12 protein-coding genes are annotated in these 15854 nt (G+C 51.0%); 7 read left to right on the top strand and 5 right to left on the bottom strand.

All coding sequences use genetic code 11. The annotated features are described in order from the left end of the window. Positions 1 to 491: 491 nt before the first annotated feature. Both H583_RS0101420 and H583_RS0101415 read left to right on the top strand, forming a co-directional pair. Positions 492 to 2921, top strand: a complete 2430-nt coding sequence (locus tag H583_RS0101420; protein ID WP_028558913.1) for a glycoside hydrolase family 31 protein — start codon at positions 492 to 494, stop codon at positions 2919 to 2921. Positions 2922 to 3060: 139 nt separating this feature from the next. Then, complete coding sequence (locus H583_RS0101415; RefSeq protein ID WP_028558912.1) at positions 3061 to 3765, top strand: hypothetical protein; 705 nt, start codon at positions 3061 to 3063, stop codon at positions 3763 to 3765. Here the strand turns inward: H583_RS0101415 and H583_RS0101410 are convergent. Both H583_RS0101410 and H583_RS0101405 read right to left on the bottom strand, forming a co-directional pair. After that, complete coding sequence (locus H583_RS0101410) at positions 3760 to 4212, bottom strand: GNAT family N-acetyltransferase (RefSeq protein WP_028558911.1); 453 nt, start codon at positions 4210 to 4212, stop codon at positions 3760 to 3762. The two genes, H583_RS0101415 and H583_RS0101410, sit on opposite strands and share 6 nt — an antisense overlap. A 206-nt stretch (positions 4213 to 4418) precedes the next feature. Then, entirely contained in the window at positions 4419 to 5699 is a 1281-nt protein-coding gene (locus H583_RS0101405) for a methyl-accepting chemotaxis protein (protein ID WP_028558910.1), read from the bottom strand. Positions 5700 to 5981: 282 nt separating this feature from the next. Between H583_RS0101405 and H583_RS0101400 the strand changes: the two genes are divergently transcribed. Together H583_RS0101400 and H583_RS0101395 are read left to right on the top strand one after the other, a co-directional pair. Continuing rightward, complete coding sequence (locus H583_RS0101400; RefSeq protein WP_028558909.1) at positions 5982 to 6764, top strand: formate/nitrite transporter family protein; 783 nt, start codon at positions 5982 to 5984, stop codon at positions 6762 to 6764. A 34-nt stretch (positions 6765 to 6798) separates the two neighbouring features. Continuing rightward, entirely contained in the window at positions 6799 to 7716 is a 918-nt protein-coding gene (locus tag H583_RS0101395; protein ID WP_028558908.1) for an L-lactate dehydrogenase, read from the top strand. 106 nt (positions 7717 to 7822) lie between these two features. Here the strand turns inward: H583_RS0101395 and H583_RS0101390 are convergent, their stop codons facing one another. The 3 genes from H583_RS0101390 to H583_RS0101380 form a co-directional block, all read right to left on the bottom strand. Next, entirely contained in the window at positions 7823 to 8791 is a 969-nt protein-coding gene (locus H583_RS0101390) for a MetQ/NlpA family ABC transporter substrate-binding protein (protein ID WP_028558907.1), read from the bottom strand. Positions 8792 to 8869: 78 nt separating this feature from the next. Continuing rightward, positions 8870 to 9532 (bottom strand): methionine ABC transporter permease, encoded by a 663-nt coding sequence (locus H583_RS0101385; protein WP_028558906.1) that lies wholly within the window; start codon positions 9530 to 9532, stop codon positions 8870 to 8872. Then, entirely contained in the window at positions 9522 to 10547 is a 1026-nt protein-coding gene (locus tag H583_RS0101380) for a methionine ABC transporter ATP-binding protein (protein ID WP_028558905.1), read from the bottom strand. The genes H583_RS0101385 and H583_RS0101380 overlap by 11 nt, the downstream gene beginning before the upstream one ends. Before the next feature lie 407 nt (positions 10548 to 10954). Between H583_RS0101380 and H583_RS0101375 the strand changes: the two genes are divergently transcribed. The 3 genes from H583_RS0101375 to H583_RS37310 all read left to right on the top strand — a co-directional run bounded on the left by H583_RS0101375 (position 10955) and on the right by H583_RS37310 (position 15848). Then, on the top strand, positions 10955 to 12325 hold the full coding sequence (locus H583_RS0101375) for an LLM class flavin-dependent oxidoreductase (protein ID WP_028558904.1): 1371 nt from the start codon (positions 10955 to 10957) through the stop codon (positions 12323 to 12325). A 310-nt stretch (positions 12326 to 12635) separates the two neighbouring features. Beyond that, on the top strand, positions 12636 to 13604 hold the full coding sequence (locus H583_RS0101370) for an aldo/keto reductase (RefSeq protein WP_028558903.1): 969 nt from the start codon (positions 12636 to 12638) through the stop codon (positions 13602 to 13604). Positions 13605 to 13631: 27 nt separating this feature from the next. Next, positions 13632 to 15848: an SfnB family sulfur acquisition oxidoreductase gene (locus H583_RS37310; RefSeq protein WP_211228300.1), complete on the top strand. Its 2217-nt coding sequence runs from the start codon at positions 13632 to 13634 to the stop codon at positions 15846 to 15848. The last annotated feature ends 6 nt before the right edge of the window (positions 15849 to 15854 follow it).

Below are 15854 nucleotides of genomic sequence, written 5' to 3'. Positions count from 1 at the left end.
TGAAATGTGCTAAAGGATATGAGGAGAGAGGAGACGCGGAGCTGCCTATGTCTCTTTTTCGTTTTAACGGAAAAAGTGAATCTGAGTTCACTTTTGGTCGGGAAACGCAAAAGGATATAAGCTGAGAAAGAGAATGGACCAGAGCAGTCTATCTCTCTTTTTCGTTTTAACGGAAAAAGTGAATCTGAATTCACTTTTGATCAAAAAGCGCAGAAAGATATACGGTAGGGTGACAGCGGGGAAGAGGTACATTGCTTCTGAAAGATACGAAGTGGGCGGCCTTTAAGTGCCGATTTCTGAAAACGGGGTGTGATTCAGGGAAATGTCGTAACTTACGCTTTCTCCCGCCCCTCTAATTACTGAAGTATCCCCCTGCTTATCCCTTAACTTAATCCCTTAGATTTGCACATAATTATCGTAACAATGCCAATCTTGCCGCCAGATTGTTCATGATAGAATGGCTCTATGCTATGAATAATGAGGTGACGTGATTGATTACAAGTGAAGCGATCCATCCGGGGAAGAGTAGTGCGGAAGGCGTACAGGCAGCAGTAAAGCGGGTCGGAGCCATAAGCAAGGCGACTCAGGAAGCAGGAAGTGGAGCTGTTCTGTTCCATGGAGAGCATGCGAAGGTAGCTTTGCGGGCCGTGGATGATCAAATTATTAGAATCAGGCTTTTTTTCGGGGACAGTCCGGATTGGACGACAACTCCGGCTATAATCGGACAGGACAGCCATTCAAAGAATACTGTGGAATTGAGTGAGCAGGAGGGGCTCTACAGCGTCAATTTTGGTGCGCTGCGTGCTGAGGTTGCGACTTCTCCTTTTGCCTTGAAAATATATAATGCACAAAACCAGCTTTTGCTGGATCAAAAGGACTTGCTGTGGGATCTGGACGGCAAAGCGGCCTTCGCCGCGGCAATGGATGCACAGTCCCATTTTTACGGCTTGGGTGAGAAGACAGGGTACCTTGATAAAAAGGGCGAGAAGTATACAATGTGGAACACGGATGTCTATGATCCGCATGTTCCGGACATTGAGGCGCTCTATCAGTCCATTCCGTATCTGGTTCATTTCCGTTATGATCAGCCTGCTTATGGACTCCTGCTGGACAATCCGGGCAAAACCGCCTTCGATATGCGTTCCTATGAGGATCACTATGTATTGACAATGGAGAGCGGGGAGCTGGATCTGTATGTGATTGCCGGTCCATCCTTAAAAGAAGTTGTTACCGGATATGCAGGGCTGACAGGCAAAATGCCGATGCCGCCAAAATGGGCAATCGGCTATCAGCAGTCGCGCTACAGCTACATGGATCAGGAAGAAGTCATGGAGATTGCGCGCTCATTCCGGGAGCGGAATATTCCTTGTGATGTCATCTATCTGGATATTCATTACATGCATGAATACCGGGTATTTACGTGGGATACGAACCGTTTTCCAAGGCCGAAGGAAATGATCGCCGAACTGCAGGAGATGGGCTTCAGAATTGTGCCGATCGTTGATCCTGGTGTGAAGAAGGACCCGAAATACAAGGTCTATCAGGAGGGAATTGCCGAAAGCCACTTCTGTTCCAAGCTGGAAGGGGACGTATTCACTGGCAAAGTATGGCCTGGCGTAAGCGCCTTTCCTGATTTTACAGAGGACCGCACCGCAGAATGGTGGGGGGATCTGCACAAATTTTATATTGAACATGGCATTCATGGCATCTGGAATGATATGAATGAGCCATCCGTATTTGAGACGGAGAGCAAAACCATGGAGCTGGATGTCGTTCATGGGAATAACGGCAATCCAAAAACCCATGAGGAATGGCATAATCTGTACGGCATGCTGATGTCCAAGGCGACCTTCGAAGGCTTGAAGCGTAATTTGAACGGAGAGCGTCCGTTCGTTGTGACAAGGGCCGGATACGCTGGCGTGCAGCGCTATGCGGCGGTATGGACAGGAGACAACCGCAGCTATTGGGAGCATATGGCGATGAGCATTCCGATGGTGCTGAATCTGGGATTGTCCGGGGTAGCCTTTGCCGGTCCGGATATCGGCGGCTTCTCTCACCATGCATCAGGTGAGCTGCTGGCGCGCTGGACACAGATGGGTGCCTTGTTCCCGTTCAGCCGCAACCATGCGGTACTGGATTCCCGCAGGCAGGAGCCTTGGGCATTCGGACCTGAGGTGGAAGCGATCTGCCGTGAATATATCGGTCTGCGCTACCGGCTGATGCCCTATATATACACCTTGTTCCAAGAGGCGGCACAATCGGGTCTGCCGATTATACGTCCGCTTATCCTGGAATATCCGCAAGACCGTGCGGTATATAACTTGTGTGACCAGTTCCTGCTGGGGCGTGATTTGCTCGTTGCTCCGGTCTATCGCCCAGGTACGGCATCCAGAGCTGTATACCTGCCGGAAGGAGTCTGGTTCAATTACTGGACAGGCGAGCGTTTTGAAGGAGGAAGATCGATTCTGGCTGACGCGCCGCTCTCAGTGATGCCGATCTATGTCAGAGAAGGGGCAATCATTCCGGAGCAGGCTCTGCGCCAGCATATGGGAGCCGAATCATCAGAGCCATTACAACTTACGGTGTATGGTGATGGAGCACCGGGCAAATTCGAGTATTATGAGGATGACGGGAGCACATTCAGCTATGAGCATGGAGCCTATCGGCTGACCCGCTTGAACTGGGGCCGAGGAGCCAGCGGCACCTTGAAGCTGATTTGCGCGATGGCCCATGACGGCTTGCCGCAAGCAGAGAAGCAGCCGGTTATCGTGCGGGTGAAGCATTTGTCTGAGCGTCCTTCCAAGGTACAGGTACAAACGGTGGGATCGGTAGACGATATATCGTGGTCTTATGATGAGAAGTCACAGGAACTGGAGATCGAACTGCCTGCGTTAGGGGCTTATGAGGTTTCGATTAAATAGCACACAACATATATAGAGTGGAATAACAACTCTCATTTGCTGTAATATATAAATAAAGTTATGATATCCCTCCGGGTGAACAGTTAGGATTTCTCCTTTTCTGTCACAAAGGAGGGATTTTTTAAAAAGGAGCTGAATTATGAAAAAGAGTTTCATCATTTTATTTTTCATTCTTATAGTAAGTGCCATAGTAGTGATTTCAATTCGTCAACAACCGGAAACATCCAGTAATGTTGCTTCAAAAATAGTTGAAGAAGAACAAGTTATACCCGAAGAGTTAACCCTGTCTGCTGAAAGTGGCAGGACGATAAATTTATTAATTAAAGATATTCCGTTATATGAAGAGTACCTTGAATCACAAACAGATATAAAAACAGAAATTGAAAGAACACAATCAGAAATCATCGATGTGAATTCTGATATGCTCTTAATTTTAATGAAGTATAATTGTGGAAGCAAACAATGCTCCACTCTTTTAGTCAGGAAAAAGAACGATGAAATATCAAATATTAGTTTGAAAGATGGCATATACCAGGACCATCAACTATCACATGATAAAAAGAGCATATTGTTTAGATTCGGTTATAATGAAGGCGCAGAAATTGTCCGTCATGTACTAATCGGGGTAAATATAAGCAAGATGGAACGAATACTAATTAGGCCAGTCCCTCTGGCAGATCAATACATAACGGAGCCGGTCTGGCCTGTATTGAACTATACCTGGGAAGGTGATAGCCATTTTAGTATTGAAGTTCCTGATTTGAGATCTTCAGATTTTGAAGTGTTGAAAAATTGGTATAATTCGAGTAACAAAAAAACTAAAAAATTAGAATTTGAACTATAAATCCTGTGACAGCCGGATCATATCCCGGCATTGGATACCATTCTCGTAAATTTCCTCCTCGTAATGCCGTACGAAGAAGTCTTTGTCTATGCCCGTGATGCGGAAGCCGCATTTTTGATAGAGGGCAAGCTGGTCAAGGCTTGAATTGCCTGTGCCAATTTCCAGTGTTTTATAGCCCGCCTGTTGTGCCCCGGTAATGGCATGGTGTACAAGCCTCTTGCCGAGGCCTTGTCCCTGGAGCGTCTCGCAGACCGCAATATTGACCAGTTCCACCGTCCCGGGCCGCGTCGGCAGAAGCACGTATACACCTGCTGCATCTCCCTCTATAACAGCAATGTAACACTGCCCGCGGCGAAGATATTCCCTTACTATAGGTTCTGATGGGTCGGCGAGCAGCAGCAGTTCCATGGGCGGCTGTTCATCCGGATTAAGCTTACGTATTTCCATGACTTCTCCTTTGATAATTCCAATTTGGCTTCCGTGCAGCCGATATTCTGTACAAATGGCCTGTTCATATAGATTTTCGACACAAATGACGGGAACCCTGCCCAAAAATCTCTCTCCTGGTTGAGTCCCGAATTTGGCTTCGAACCCGGTTACGTACCAATCCCGGATAACCCGCAATCTGGCACCTTATTTCTGAAAGCCGAAAATTATTCAAAGCGGAACTTCCCAATCCGGCTTTGCAGTGTGGCTGTCATGTTTTGCAGCTCATGGGATGCTGCTGCGACCTCCTGTACCATCGCATTCTGCTCCTGCACGGAGGAAGCGATCCTGCTCAGCTTGGCAGCATTGTCCCCGGCGGCATCGGATACCTGCTCCGCGCCAGTCAGAATCATCTTCATCTTCTCCGATTGCAGCTCGATCAGCTCCGCAACGTTGTTCACGGCGCCGACTGTCCGTTCCACAGATTCGGCGATTTGCCGCAGCTGGCTAATGCTGATCTGTGTCTTCTCCGCTTCAGTTTCCGTAGTCCGGGCCTGGATGTCCATTCGGCTGACAGCGACAGCAAGATCATTTTGAATCTCTCCGATCAGGCTGCCGACATTTTGCACCTCTGCTGTACTATGATTTGCCAGCTTGCGGATTTCGACGGCAACGACCTGGAAGCCCTGTCCGTGCTCTCCAGCATGGGCTGCTTCAATGGAGGCATTAAGAGCAAGCAGATGTGTGCGAGCGGAAATGTCCTCAACTACGTTAATGATCTGCCCGATTTTGTCCGCATGCTGCTCCAGCTTCTTCACAATCCGGGTCGTCTCCATCCCCTCGGCGGTCAGGCGGTTCATTGCTTCAGACAAGGAACGAATCGCTTCGCTGCTGCGGCTCATGGCCTCCATCATTTGCCCTGCATCCGATTGTGCCGATACTGTACGAGTCTGTGCATCAGCAGAAAGACTTGCAATCTCCTCAATGGTCTTGTACATCGACAAGGACAGTTCTGCCTGAATATCTGTATTATGCGAGATCGAGTCGACCCGCTCGGTAATTTCTGTGAGCAGGTTTGCGGCTTGCTCGGCAGCATTGCGCAGCATGCCCACCTCCGTATCGGCAGCAGAGGAGTGCTGGTTAATATCACGGACAATGCCTCTCAGGCTGGTGAGCATTTCGTTAAAGGAGGCGGACAGCCGCATCAGCTCGTCGCGGGAATGAGGGATGGCAACGTCTGCGGTCAGGTTGCCCTGCGCAGCAACTTCGGCAGCCTGATGCAGTGCATTTAGCGGCCGCACAATCCATCTGGCCGTGAACCACCCGAGAAATCCGGTCCAGAATACGCCCATTGCCAAGGTGAGCACGGTATACAACCAGGCATTCATGCCGGGTGCAATGTAATCTTTCAAGACGAAGATGAAAAAAGCGCTTGTGCCATAAGTGACGGTAGCGACGGCTGAAATGCCGATCACAATTTTTTTGACCAGGCTAAAGGCAACCTGCATGGATTTTGGCCTCCAATCAATCAGTTGATTTCGTCATCAGCTTCATATTCATATTGCGGACCGGAGTAGGGGGTTATTCTGCTGTGATCATACGGATCAGAGAGTTATTACCCGACCAAGGTCATGAAGCATGACCTTACTATGCCAAACTTCCTGTACAGGGACAGTGACATATATCACACAGATACGCTTTCAACTGTGAAAAAAATCACATTCTTTTCGAAAGAGCTATGCTATCATTGCCTCATCAACAGCAAACCCGATGCGCAAGGAGGCGGGAGTATGGAGACAGAACCACTTCGACAGGTGGAGAAGCTTGCGCTCAAAAAGCTCAAGATATTCCGGCAAAGCAAGCTGCGCTATTTATCTCGGTCCATGCTGGCCAGCATGTTTATCGGCTTCGGCGTGATCGTTGCATTCAAGACGGGCAACTATTTTTATCTGGAGCATTCGCCCTTCACGTATCCGATGGCTGCGCTCACCTTTGGCGCTGCGATTATTCTCATCTCTTATGGGGGCGGTGATCTGTTTACCGGGAATACCTTCTATTACAGCTTTGCCGCGCTTCGTAAAAAGATGAAATGGCCGGATGTATTCAGGCTGTGGACGACCAGCTATGTGGGCAATATTTTGGGAGCGGCGGTGTTTGCACTGCTCATTCTTACAACCGGGCTGTTTAATGATAACTCGGTGAACAGCTTTTTGCTCAGTGTGGTCGAGAAGAAAATGCATGCCCCGGCAGTTGAATTGTTTTTCCGCGGCATCCTGTGTAATTGGCTGGTGTGTCTGGCATTTTTCATCCCGATGTCCTTCAAGGAAAATGGGGCCAAAATGTTCGCCATGATGCTGTTCGTCTTCTGCTTTTTTATTTCGGGTTATGAGCACAGCATCGCCAATATGTGCACCTTCGCCATTGCGCTGGTGTTGAATCATCCGGGGACGATTACATGGGGTGGTGTATTTCACAATCTGATTCCGGTAACCTTGGGCAACCTGATTGGCGGCAGCGTGCTGATGTCGGTCATGTACCATTACGTGAATAAGCCGTTTTATGAGGAAGAGTAGTTAAGAGACTTCCATTCGACCAGAGGAGGCAACAATGATGAAAAAATCAAGAATTGTTATTATAGGTGCCGGAGCAGTAGGTTCCACAACTGCGTATACCCTGCTGCTTCGCAATCGTGCTGATGAGCTTGTGTTGATCGACGCGGATTCCGACAAGGCGGCCGGCGATGCGTTGGATATGAATCACGGCCTGCCTTTCCTGGGCGGCGGCAAGGTATGGGCGGGTACATATGCGGATTGCCGCGATGCGGATATTATCGTCGTCACTGCTGGCGCGGCCCAGCGCAAAGGCGAGACACGCGTAGAGCTGCTGAAGCGCAATGCGGCGATTCTGGAGAGCATTATTGACCAGATTAAAGCCCACACAACGAATGCAATCCTGCTGCTGGCCTCCAATCCGGTTGATATTATGAGCTACTTGTCGTGGAAAAAGATCGGCTGGCCGGTCGAGCGGGTTATCGGCTCGGGTACGCTGCTGGACAGCGGACGGTTCCGGTACCTGATTGGGGAAAAGTTGAAGATTGACCCGCGCAGCGTCCACGCGCACATTGTAGGGGAGCATGGGGACTCTGAGCTGCCGCTGTGGAGTCTGGCGAATGTAGCGGGTACCGAGCTGAAGCTGAGCGAGACGGAGAAAGAGGAAATCTATACAAATACACGGGATGCAGCGTATCAGATCATTCAGGCCAAGGGTGCGACCTACTATGCGATTGCACTGGCGCTTGACCGGATTTGTACCGCAATTCTTCGTGATGAGGGCGCCGTACTGAATGTATCTACACTGCTGACCGACTATCACGGCATTTCCGATGTATACCTGGGCGTACCGTGCATTGTAGACCGCAAAGGGGTCAGAGAGGTACTTGATCTGCCGATTTCCGAGCAGGAGAAGGAGCTGCTGCACCGCTCGGCCAATAAGCTTAAAGAACTGAACCGCTCGATTGGGCTGTAGGCTGAGAGTGTAGAAGCTTCCCGGGACAGGCTCTGGCTGGAAAGAGCATGTTCCGGGCGTTTTCTTTCTTCTATGAGTAAAATGTCCTTTACCGGGCGAACCGGTCTTATGACTTGGCTGCTGCCGCTGCCTTAATATTTTCAATGAGCTGGTCTAAGGTGGCCTGAAGCTGATCTACTGGAACATAGGTGACAAAGCTTGCCCCATTCGTGTCTTCTTCCACTGCCTTGATGACATCCTCTTCCTGATAGCTTTTGGCAATCGCCTGGAAAATCTCGTTATCCTTATCCTGCTCGCGAACAGCGAACACATTGACATACGGCCGCGTTGATTCGGCATGGGGGTCATCATGGAAGATGGCGTCCGATAATTTATACCCTGCCTGTCCTGCGATCCCGCCGTTGATAATGGAGGCGGCGACGTCAGGCAGAACACGGGGTGTCTGCTGCGCGACAACCGGAACGATAGTAAGTTTGCGCGGATTGTCGACAATATCATCCGGTGTGGCATACAGGCCCGGATTGTCCTTGAGCTTCAATAGCCCTGCCTGCTCCAATACAAGCAGCCCGCGGCCCTGATTGGATGGATCATTGGGGATAGCAATCTTTGCACCGTCGGGAATTTCGTCGGGACTGGCATACTTTTTGGAGTATAACCCCAGCGGCGATACAGCGGTTGAACCGATAGGCACAATATCAAGATTATGCTCCACATTGAACTGGCTCAAGAAGGCAAGATGCTGAAAGGCATTAATGTCGACCTCTCCATTGGCCAGCGCCAGATTAGGAAGTGTATAGTCCGAGAATTCTACCAGATCGATCTCAATGTTCTGTTCCTTGACCTTATTCTTGATTAATTCCCATTGCGGGCCGTCAGCTCCGGTTACGCCTATTTTTACTTTGACGGGTGTCTTGGGCTTTTCAGGCTCAGACGTTGTAGCGGCAGTTGTGTTCGCCGTTGAGCCTGAGGCTGGTTCGCTGCCTGAATTGCCGGATGGAGCAGGCTGATTTCCGCAGGCGCTGGTCAGAAGCAGAGAAAGGATGAATAGAAGGGATGCAGCAAAACGTTTTTTCATTTGAATCACTCCTTGGATTATTGGAATAAATGTATACAAGCAGCTGATTTCTGAGGATGCAATTGCAATTCAATGGACTTATCTTCGCAGAAATTTGCGGGAGATGACATTTCCTGCGAATTGGGCAATTTGCACAAGCACAATCAGAATGACGATGGTGACCAGCATGACGGATGCGTCAAAGCGCTGATAGCCGTAGGTCATGGCCAGGTCCCCCAGACCCCCGCCGCCTACAGTGCCTGCCATCGCAGAGAAATCAATGAGCCCGACAGTAATGAAGGTCAGTCCCAGAATAAGCGGGCCAAGCGCTTCGGGGATCAGAACGCCGAATATAATTTGCAAGGGACTGGCGCCCATTGCCTTGGCAGCCTCGATAATGCCGGGATCAATGGAGACGAGGTTATTCTCCACGACCCGGGCGATGACGAACGAAGCCGCAATTGTCATCGGGAATACTGCGGCAGCCGTGCCAATAGTGGTGCCCATAATAAGCCGGGTGAAGGGGCTGATCGTGACCAGAAAAATAATAAACGGAATCGGACGAATAATGTTGATAGCAAAATTCAGCAGCATCGCTACAAACCGGTTTTCCAAAATATTGCCTTTGCGTGTAACGAAAAGCAAAAGTCCGATTAAAACGCCAAAGATGCTGGAGAAAATCAGGGTGAACAGCACCATCGTTATGGTCTGTCCCGTTGCTTCCACGACCCGCAGCCAAAAGGTGCTCCAATCAACTTTCATGGTTAATCACCTCCCTCACTTCAACCTTTTTTTTCAAAGACTCCAGTGCTCTCTGAATTTCCTGCTCGTCCCCTTTGATCTCGACAATGAGACTTCCGAACAACTGCCCCTGCAGCTCGTTAATGCTGCCGTAAATAATATTGAAGTCAATGTTGAAGAGCTTGGCGAATTGGGACAGCACCGGCTCGCCGGTAACCCCTCCTTTAAAAATCAGCCGTACCAGCTGCCCCGGATAATTGGCCCGCAGCAGTGCAAGCAGCTTTGGCGAAAGCTTGTCATTTTGCACCACGTTAATGAAATTTTTTGTGGTCTGTGTCTTGGGATGGGCAAACAGCTCAAACACGCTGCCTTCCTCGATCACTGTGCCATTCTCCATGACCGCCACACGGTCGCATATGCTGCGGATAACATGCATTTCGTGCGTAATCAGCATAATCGTAATATTTAATTCCTCATTGACCTTTTTCAGCAGCTTTAATATTTCCCCGGTCGTCTCCGGATCGAGTGCTGAGGTTGCTTCATCACAAATTAGAATATCAGGGGAGGTGGCTAATGCCCGGGCAATGCCTACCCGTTGTTTTTGTCCGCCGGACAGCTGCTCCGGGTAATGATCCGCTTTATCCTCCAGCCCGACGAATTGAAGCATTTCCGTGACCCGCGCCTTAACTTCCTGTTTTGAAGCGCCCGCAAGCTTGAGCGGATAAGCGATATTGCCATATACGGTACGTGAATTGAACAAATTGAAGTTTTGAAAAATCATTCCGATACGCCTGCGCAGCTGCCGCAGCTCCTTCTGGCTCAGAGAACTGATTTCCTGGCTGTTAATAATGACCTTGCCCTCCGTAGGTGTTTCCAGCAAATTAACGAGTCGCAGAAGAGTGCTTTTTCCGGCTCCGCTAAAGCCGATAACCCCGTATATATCGCCTTTGTTAACCGTCAAGGTGACCTGATCGACAGCTTTGGTTATGTGCTCCTTGGAACGAAAAACTTTGCTAACCCCTTGAAAAGTAATCAAACGCTATTTCCCCTTTCTTTGAAAATAAACTTAAATAATACACATAGAAATAGTCGGAATTATAGTTGCAAAAAACGCTAAGAGCCCCTTCCTGTAATAGCAAGAAGAGGCTCTATTCATAAAGAACAGGCTGCCTCCGCATGCGGATCACAATGCAGAGTAAGCACAGTTCTGATGGTTCAGTCACTTGTGTGGTGAATGTCGGTACTAAATCTATCATCCTTATTTTGTCTTGTCAAACCTTTTTTTGCAATGTTCATTACGGGCACCAGAGCGGATCGGCCGGATAGTATGAACGAAGGCTGCAGCTATATTGACAGAATCTTAAATGGGGTGATAGCATTATCGGCAATTCATACTTTAGTAAATTCATAGATTTTATCGGAAATAGTGCGAGGTGGAGAAGAATGGGAAAACAGATCATTTTGAATGCCTTTGAAATGACCAGCGCCATGCTCAATTCGCATGGCTTGTGGAAGCATCCGGATAATATCCGGCACTACCGCTACAAAGATCTCGACTATTGGACAGAGATGGCCCGGCTGCTGGAGCGGGGCAAGTTTGATGCGGTATTTTTTGCAGATGTGATTGGTGTTTATGATGTGTATCAGGGGAGCAAAGACGCCTCCATCCGCGATGCGGTGCAGGTGCCGCTCAATGACCCGGCTTTTGCAATCCCGATTATGGCCCAGGCGACCGAGCATTTGTCCTTTGCGCTCACAGTCAGCACGACATATGAGCATCCTTATGCCCATGCGCGCCGGATGTCCACGCTGGATCATTTGACAAAGGGCAGACTGGCCTGGAACGTGGTTACGTCCTATTTGCCAAGCGCGGCGCGCAATTTTGGGCTGGAACAGATGATCCGTCATGATGAACGCTATGAGCTGGCCGATGAATTTCTCGATGTAGCCTATAAGCTGTGGGAAGCGAGCTGGGAGGATACGGCTATCGTCCGGGATGTGGAAAGACGCGTCTTTGCCGATCCGGCCAAGGTGCACGAAATTCATCATGAGGGCCGTTATTTCAAGGTGCCGGGGCCGCATCTCAGTGAACCGTCACCGCAGCGGACACCGGTTATCTATCAGGCAGGGACCTCACCGAAAGGAAGGGATTTTGCAGCAAAGCATGCGGAGTGCCTGTTTGTCGGAGGACCTACAGCTGCACAGACCAAAGCAGCGATACAGGATATTAAAAACCGTGCAGAAGCGCTGGGGCGCAATCCGGAACATATTAAGGCATTCACCTTTTTGAATGTTGTGGTCGCTCCTACCCGCGAGGAGGCGGAAGCCAAATTTACAGAATACGCTGCCCTATGGAGCGGAGAAGCAGCCAAAGCCCAGTATGGCGGGTCCAGCGGCTACAATCTGGCGGAGTATAACGATCCTGAGGCTTACTTTGAATACAAGCACACCGAGCATGGACAATCCAGAGCGGCCTCCTTGACGAAGGAGGCGCCCAAGAAGCTGAAGGTGCGGGAGGTATTGGAGAGCTTTGACAAGTTGAACGGAAAGTTCACCATCCTGGGCAATCCGCAGGAGGTGGCCGACCAGATTCAGACTTATTTTGAGGAGACGGGTGTGGACGGCTTTAATCTGGCCCACTTCATCACGCCTGGCAGTTTGGCTGACTTTGTGGAGCTGGTCGTACCTGAGCTCCAGAGACGAGGCATATACAAGACTGAATATAAGCCGGGAACCTATCGGGAGAAGCTGTTTGGCCCGGGGCTGGCGAGACTTCCGGAGGATCATCCGGGTGCCAGACTGCGCACCTTTTGACAGCGTATAAACGGGAAATGATCATTGTTGGCTGCTGCGGATTTAGACAAAATACAGGGATCATTTTTGTCTCTTTGTAATGGGAGCGATTATTTTTCTACTACTATATACCCGAATTTACGGGGCTGAAATGCAAATCAATTAGAGCGGATTTCATATCTAAATCCGGTGACAGGGGAGTTAAAACACTTAAACTTACTTTACTTATGGGAATTGTTGTAATACCATCAGTTTAAAGTTGCTTAGGCGTTTCACGGTTACGGCTGCAATTACTTTTAATTACTTTTTCAATCGGGCGGTGTATGCAGGCATGGACTATAGGACAGTTGGGAAAACGGGCATTCAAGTTTCACCACTTTGTTTTGGCACGATGTCATTCGGGGGAAATGCGGATAAGGAGCATTCCAGGGCGTTGTTTCAGAGAAGCAGGGAGGCTGGCATTAATTTTTTTGATACCGCAGATGTGTATAACGGGGGATTGGCAGAAGAATGGCTCGGGGAATTTATCCGGGGCAGCAGGGATGAACTGGTGCTGACCACGAAGGCCGGCTTTCCTTCCGGCACTGATATTAATGCCCGCGGAGCTTCCCGCCGCCATTTGCGGCTATCGGTGGAGCGAAGCCTGAAGCGGCTGGGAACAGACCGAATTGAGTTTTATTTCATTCATCATTTCGATTCGTTGACGGCGATTGAGGAGACGGTACGGGCATTGGACGATTTGCAGCAGGAAGGAAAAATTTTGTATCCGGCAGTCAGCAACTGGTCAGCTTGGCAGATTGCCAAGGCTTTGGGTATTGCGGAGCGGGAGGCGCTTGCCCGCTTTGAACTGATTCAGCCGATGTACAATCTGGTGAAAAGGCAGGCGGAGGTTGAGCTGCTGCCGCTGGCTGCTTCAGAGCAGTTGGGTGTGATCAGTTACAGCCCTCTCGGCGGCGGTCTCCTGACGGGCAAATACGGACAAGGCAAGCAGCCGGAAGCCGGGCGGCTGGTGGACCAGGCGAACTATGCCAGACGTTATGGAGAGGCGGATTATTATACGGCTGCCGACCGGTTCAATGCATATGCCAGTCAGTATGGCGCGCACCCTGCTGCCTTGGCGGTCGCTTGGGTACTGCATCATCCGGCAATCACAGCGCCAATTATAGGGGCGCGGAGCGTGGAGCAGTTGGAGCCGTCAATTGCGGCACTGGATATCAGGCTAACCCCTGCAGCCCGCAGCGAGATTTCTTCCTTGTCGGCAGCGCCGCCACTGGCAACTGACCGCAGTGAGGAAGGATGACCCTAACATCAGGAAGCGAGGCATGATATGACCGTTATCATGAAATCAGATGTCACGGCCGTAAGCTCCGTCTTACCTTCTGCGCTTGCTCTGGCCTGGCAGCTTGGCGAGCTGCGGCTGGATTGCAGAAGGGGCGGTGTGAAGTTAGAACTGCTTGCCGCCGGAAGACAGCTGAGGCTTACGCTGCCTTCCGGAGGGAGCTTTACGCTGCAATGCTCAACAGTAACGGAATGGTTGAAGCTTCTGTCGGATACATCGTATAACAGGCTGCTGGGAACATGGGTTGTAAGGCGGCACCCCGTGCTGCTGGTAAAGGAAGAATCGTCATACCGCAAGGTGGCGGATTTGGCAGGTGCGCGAATCGGCGTTCCGGCAGATGGAGCTGAAGCGGCTCTGACAGGTGTTGACAGCCGGGCAATTGCCGAGGCGGAGGGCTGGCACCATGCAGAGATGCGTTGGACGGTTCTGGACATCGCGGAGGGGATTTCTTCACCCGGCAGGGAAGTCCTGGGGCTCGTCCAGGCGCTTGCAGCGGAAGAGGTTGATGCCGTCCTGGCAAATGGCATACAGGCGGCGCTCCTCCAGCCGCTGTTGGGCTTGCGCCCGCTGATTAGCAGCGCTGTGCAGCCGGAGCAACTGGTGCTGTCCGTATCCGGGCTGGAGCAGGAAGAGCAGCTGCATTGGGCGGGCAAGGTGCTGGCCCATCTCAGGCAGGCGGCGAGATGGGCAGCTTATCACCCGGCTGATGCCAGCCGTCTGCTGGCACAGCAGCTTGGCATTCCTGAGCAGGCGCTGGAGCTGGCTTATTCACCTCAACTGCACAAGGAGTTGGAGCCGCTGCTTGAGCCTGCTGCCCTTGGGGATCTGGAGCATTTGCGGAAGAGTCTGATTCAGGAAAGAGTGCTGGCGGAGGCTGTAGAAGTCGCTCAAGCCGTACAGCAGGAGATTGCCGATGCGGCTCAAGCCCTTCTTGACCGGGGTGAGATCGGTATGCCGCAGGCAGAAGGCTTGCCCCGGTTTGCATTGGAGGAGGTTCCTCCGGACTACTTTGTCCGCCGCAGGCCTGGCCGGGTCATTGCCGATGATGCAGAGGCGGTTGCCGCAGCACATGCCTATGCAGCCCGCATTAAGGCCGGGGCTTCCGAACGTGATCTCGGCCGCAGGCTGCCTTGGGAGGAGCTCCGGCTGCTTGGGGAAAGCGGCCTGCTGGGACTGATGGTGCCAAAGGCATACGGCGGGCCCGGAATTGCTGTAGCGACGCTGGTGGAGGTATTTAAAATCATTTCTGCCGCCGACGGCTCCATTGGACAAATCCCCCAGAACCATCATTTTTTTGTGAAAAGCCTGGAGCTGGCCGGTACCGAACAGCAAAAGGAATATTTTTTCAAAGAAGTGCTGGAAGGAGCCCAGTTGGGCAATGCGCTCGCAGAGCGGGGAATAAAAAGCATGAAGGAAATGAATACCCGCCTGACGAAGGAGGGGGAAGGGCAGTATCGGCTTTCAGGAACCAAATTTTATACTACAGGCGCACTGTATTCCCACTGGCTTCCGGTCACTGCACTGGATGAGGAGGGAAAGCGTGTCACAGTGTTTGTCCCCCGCGGAGCAGAGGGTGTTGATATTATCGATGATTGGAATGGCATTGGCCAGCGGACTACAGCAAGCGGCAGCGCATTATTCAGCGGGGTGCAGGTAAGCCCGGAGCAGATTGTAGAGCATTGGCGAATCTTCGAAGTTCCGCAGGTATTCGGTGCCTTCGGCCAGATTATGCATGCTGCGGTGGATATCGGCATTGCCCGGGCTGCCCTTGACGATGCCGCCTGGTTTGTCAGGGAAAAGACGCGTCCCTCCCCATTCAGCCAGGTTGCCAAAGCGTCGGATGATCCGGAGCTCATCAGGCGTTTCGGAGAGCTGGGCATCCGGCTGCAGGCTGCTGAGGCATTGCTGGATAAGGCTGCAGCTGCCATCGACAACGCTGAGCGCGGACTGACAGAAGAGAGCGCCGGACAGGCTGCGCTGCTGGTGGATTCAGCCAAATATTTGGCTGCTGAAATTTCTGTCGAAATTACAAATGCCCTGTTTGAAGTGGCAGGAACCTCTTCCATGGACCGCAAGTATAACTTTGACCGCCACTGGAGGAATGTAAGAATTCATACCCTGCATGATCCGGCCAGATTGAAGCTGCACCATGTGGGCGGCTTTATTCTGAACGGAGTTTACCATAATCCGGTCCCGCCGGGATAGGCTGCG

It is taken from the genome of Paenibacillus pinihumi DSM 23905 = JCM 16419, from assembly GCF_000422505.1.
Lineage (GTDB): Bacteria > Bacillota > Bacilli > Paenibacillales > Paenibacillaceae > Paenibacillus_D > Paenibacillus_D pinihumi.
This window is presented reverse-complemented; position numbering and strand designations above follow the sequence as displayed.

Bases quoted from the DNA above. Each gene is read 5' to 3' on its own strand.
- H583_RS0101415 (WP_028558912.1), top strand. From the start codon at position 3,061: ATGAAAAAGAGTTTCATCATTTTATTTTTCATTCTTATAGTAAGTGCC.
- H583_RS0101410 (WP_028558911.1), bottom strand. From the start codon at position 4,212: ATGGAAATACGTAAGCTTAATCCGGATGAACAGCCGCCCATGGAACTG.
- H583_RS0101405 (WP_028558910.1), bottom strand. From the start codon at position 5,699: ATGCAGGTTGCCTTTAGCCTGGTCAAAAAAATTGTGATCGGCATTTCA.
- H583_RS0101400 (WP_028558909.1), top strand. From the start codon at position 5,982: ATGGAGACAGAACCACTTCGACAGGTGGAGAAGCTTGCGCTCAAAAAG.
- H583_RS0101395 (WP_028558908.1), top strand. From the start codon at position 6,799: ATGATGAAAAAATCAAGAATTGTTATTATAGGTGCCGGAGCAGTAGGT.
- H583_RS0101390 (WP_028558907.1), bottom strand. From the start codon at position 8,791: ATGAAAAAACGTTTTGCTGCATCCCTTCTATTCATCCTTTCTCTGCTT.
- H583_RS0101385 (WP_028558906.1), bottom strand. From the start codon at position 9,532: ATGAAAGTTGATTGGAGCACCTTTTGGCTGCGGGTCGTGGAAGCAACG.
- H583_RS0101375 (WP_028558904.1), top strand. From the start codon at position 10,955: ATGGGAAAACAGATCATTTTGAATGCCTTTGAAATGACCAGCGCCATG.
- H583_RS0101370 (WP_028558903.1), top strand. From the start codon at position 12,636: ATGGACTATAGGACAGTTGGGAAAACGGGCATTCAAGTTTCACCACTT.
- H583_RS37310 (WP_211228300.1), top strand. From the start codon at position 13,632: ATGACCGTTATCATGAAATCAGATGTCACGGCCGTAAGCTCCGTCTTA.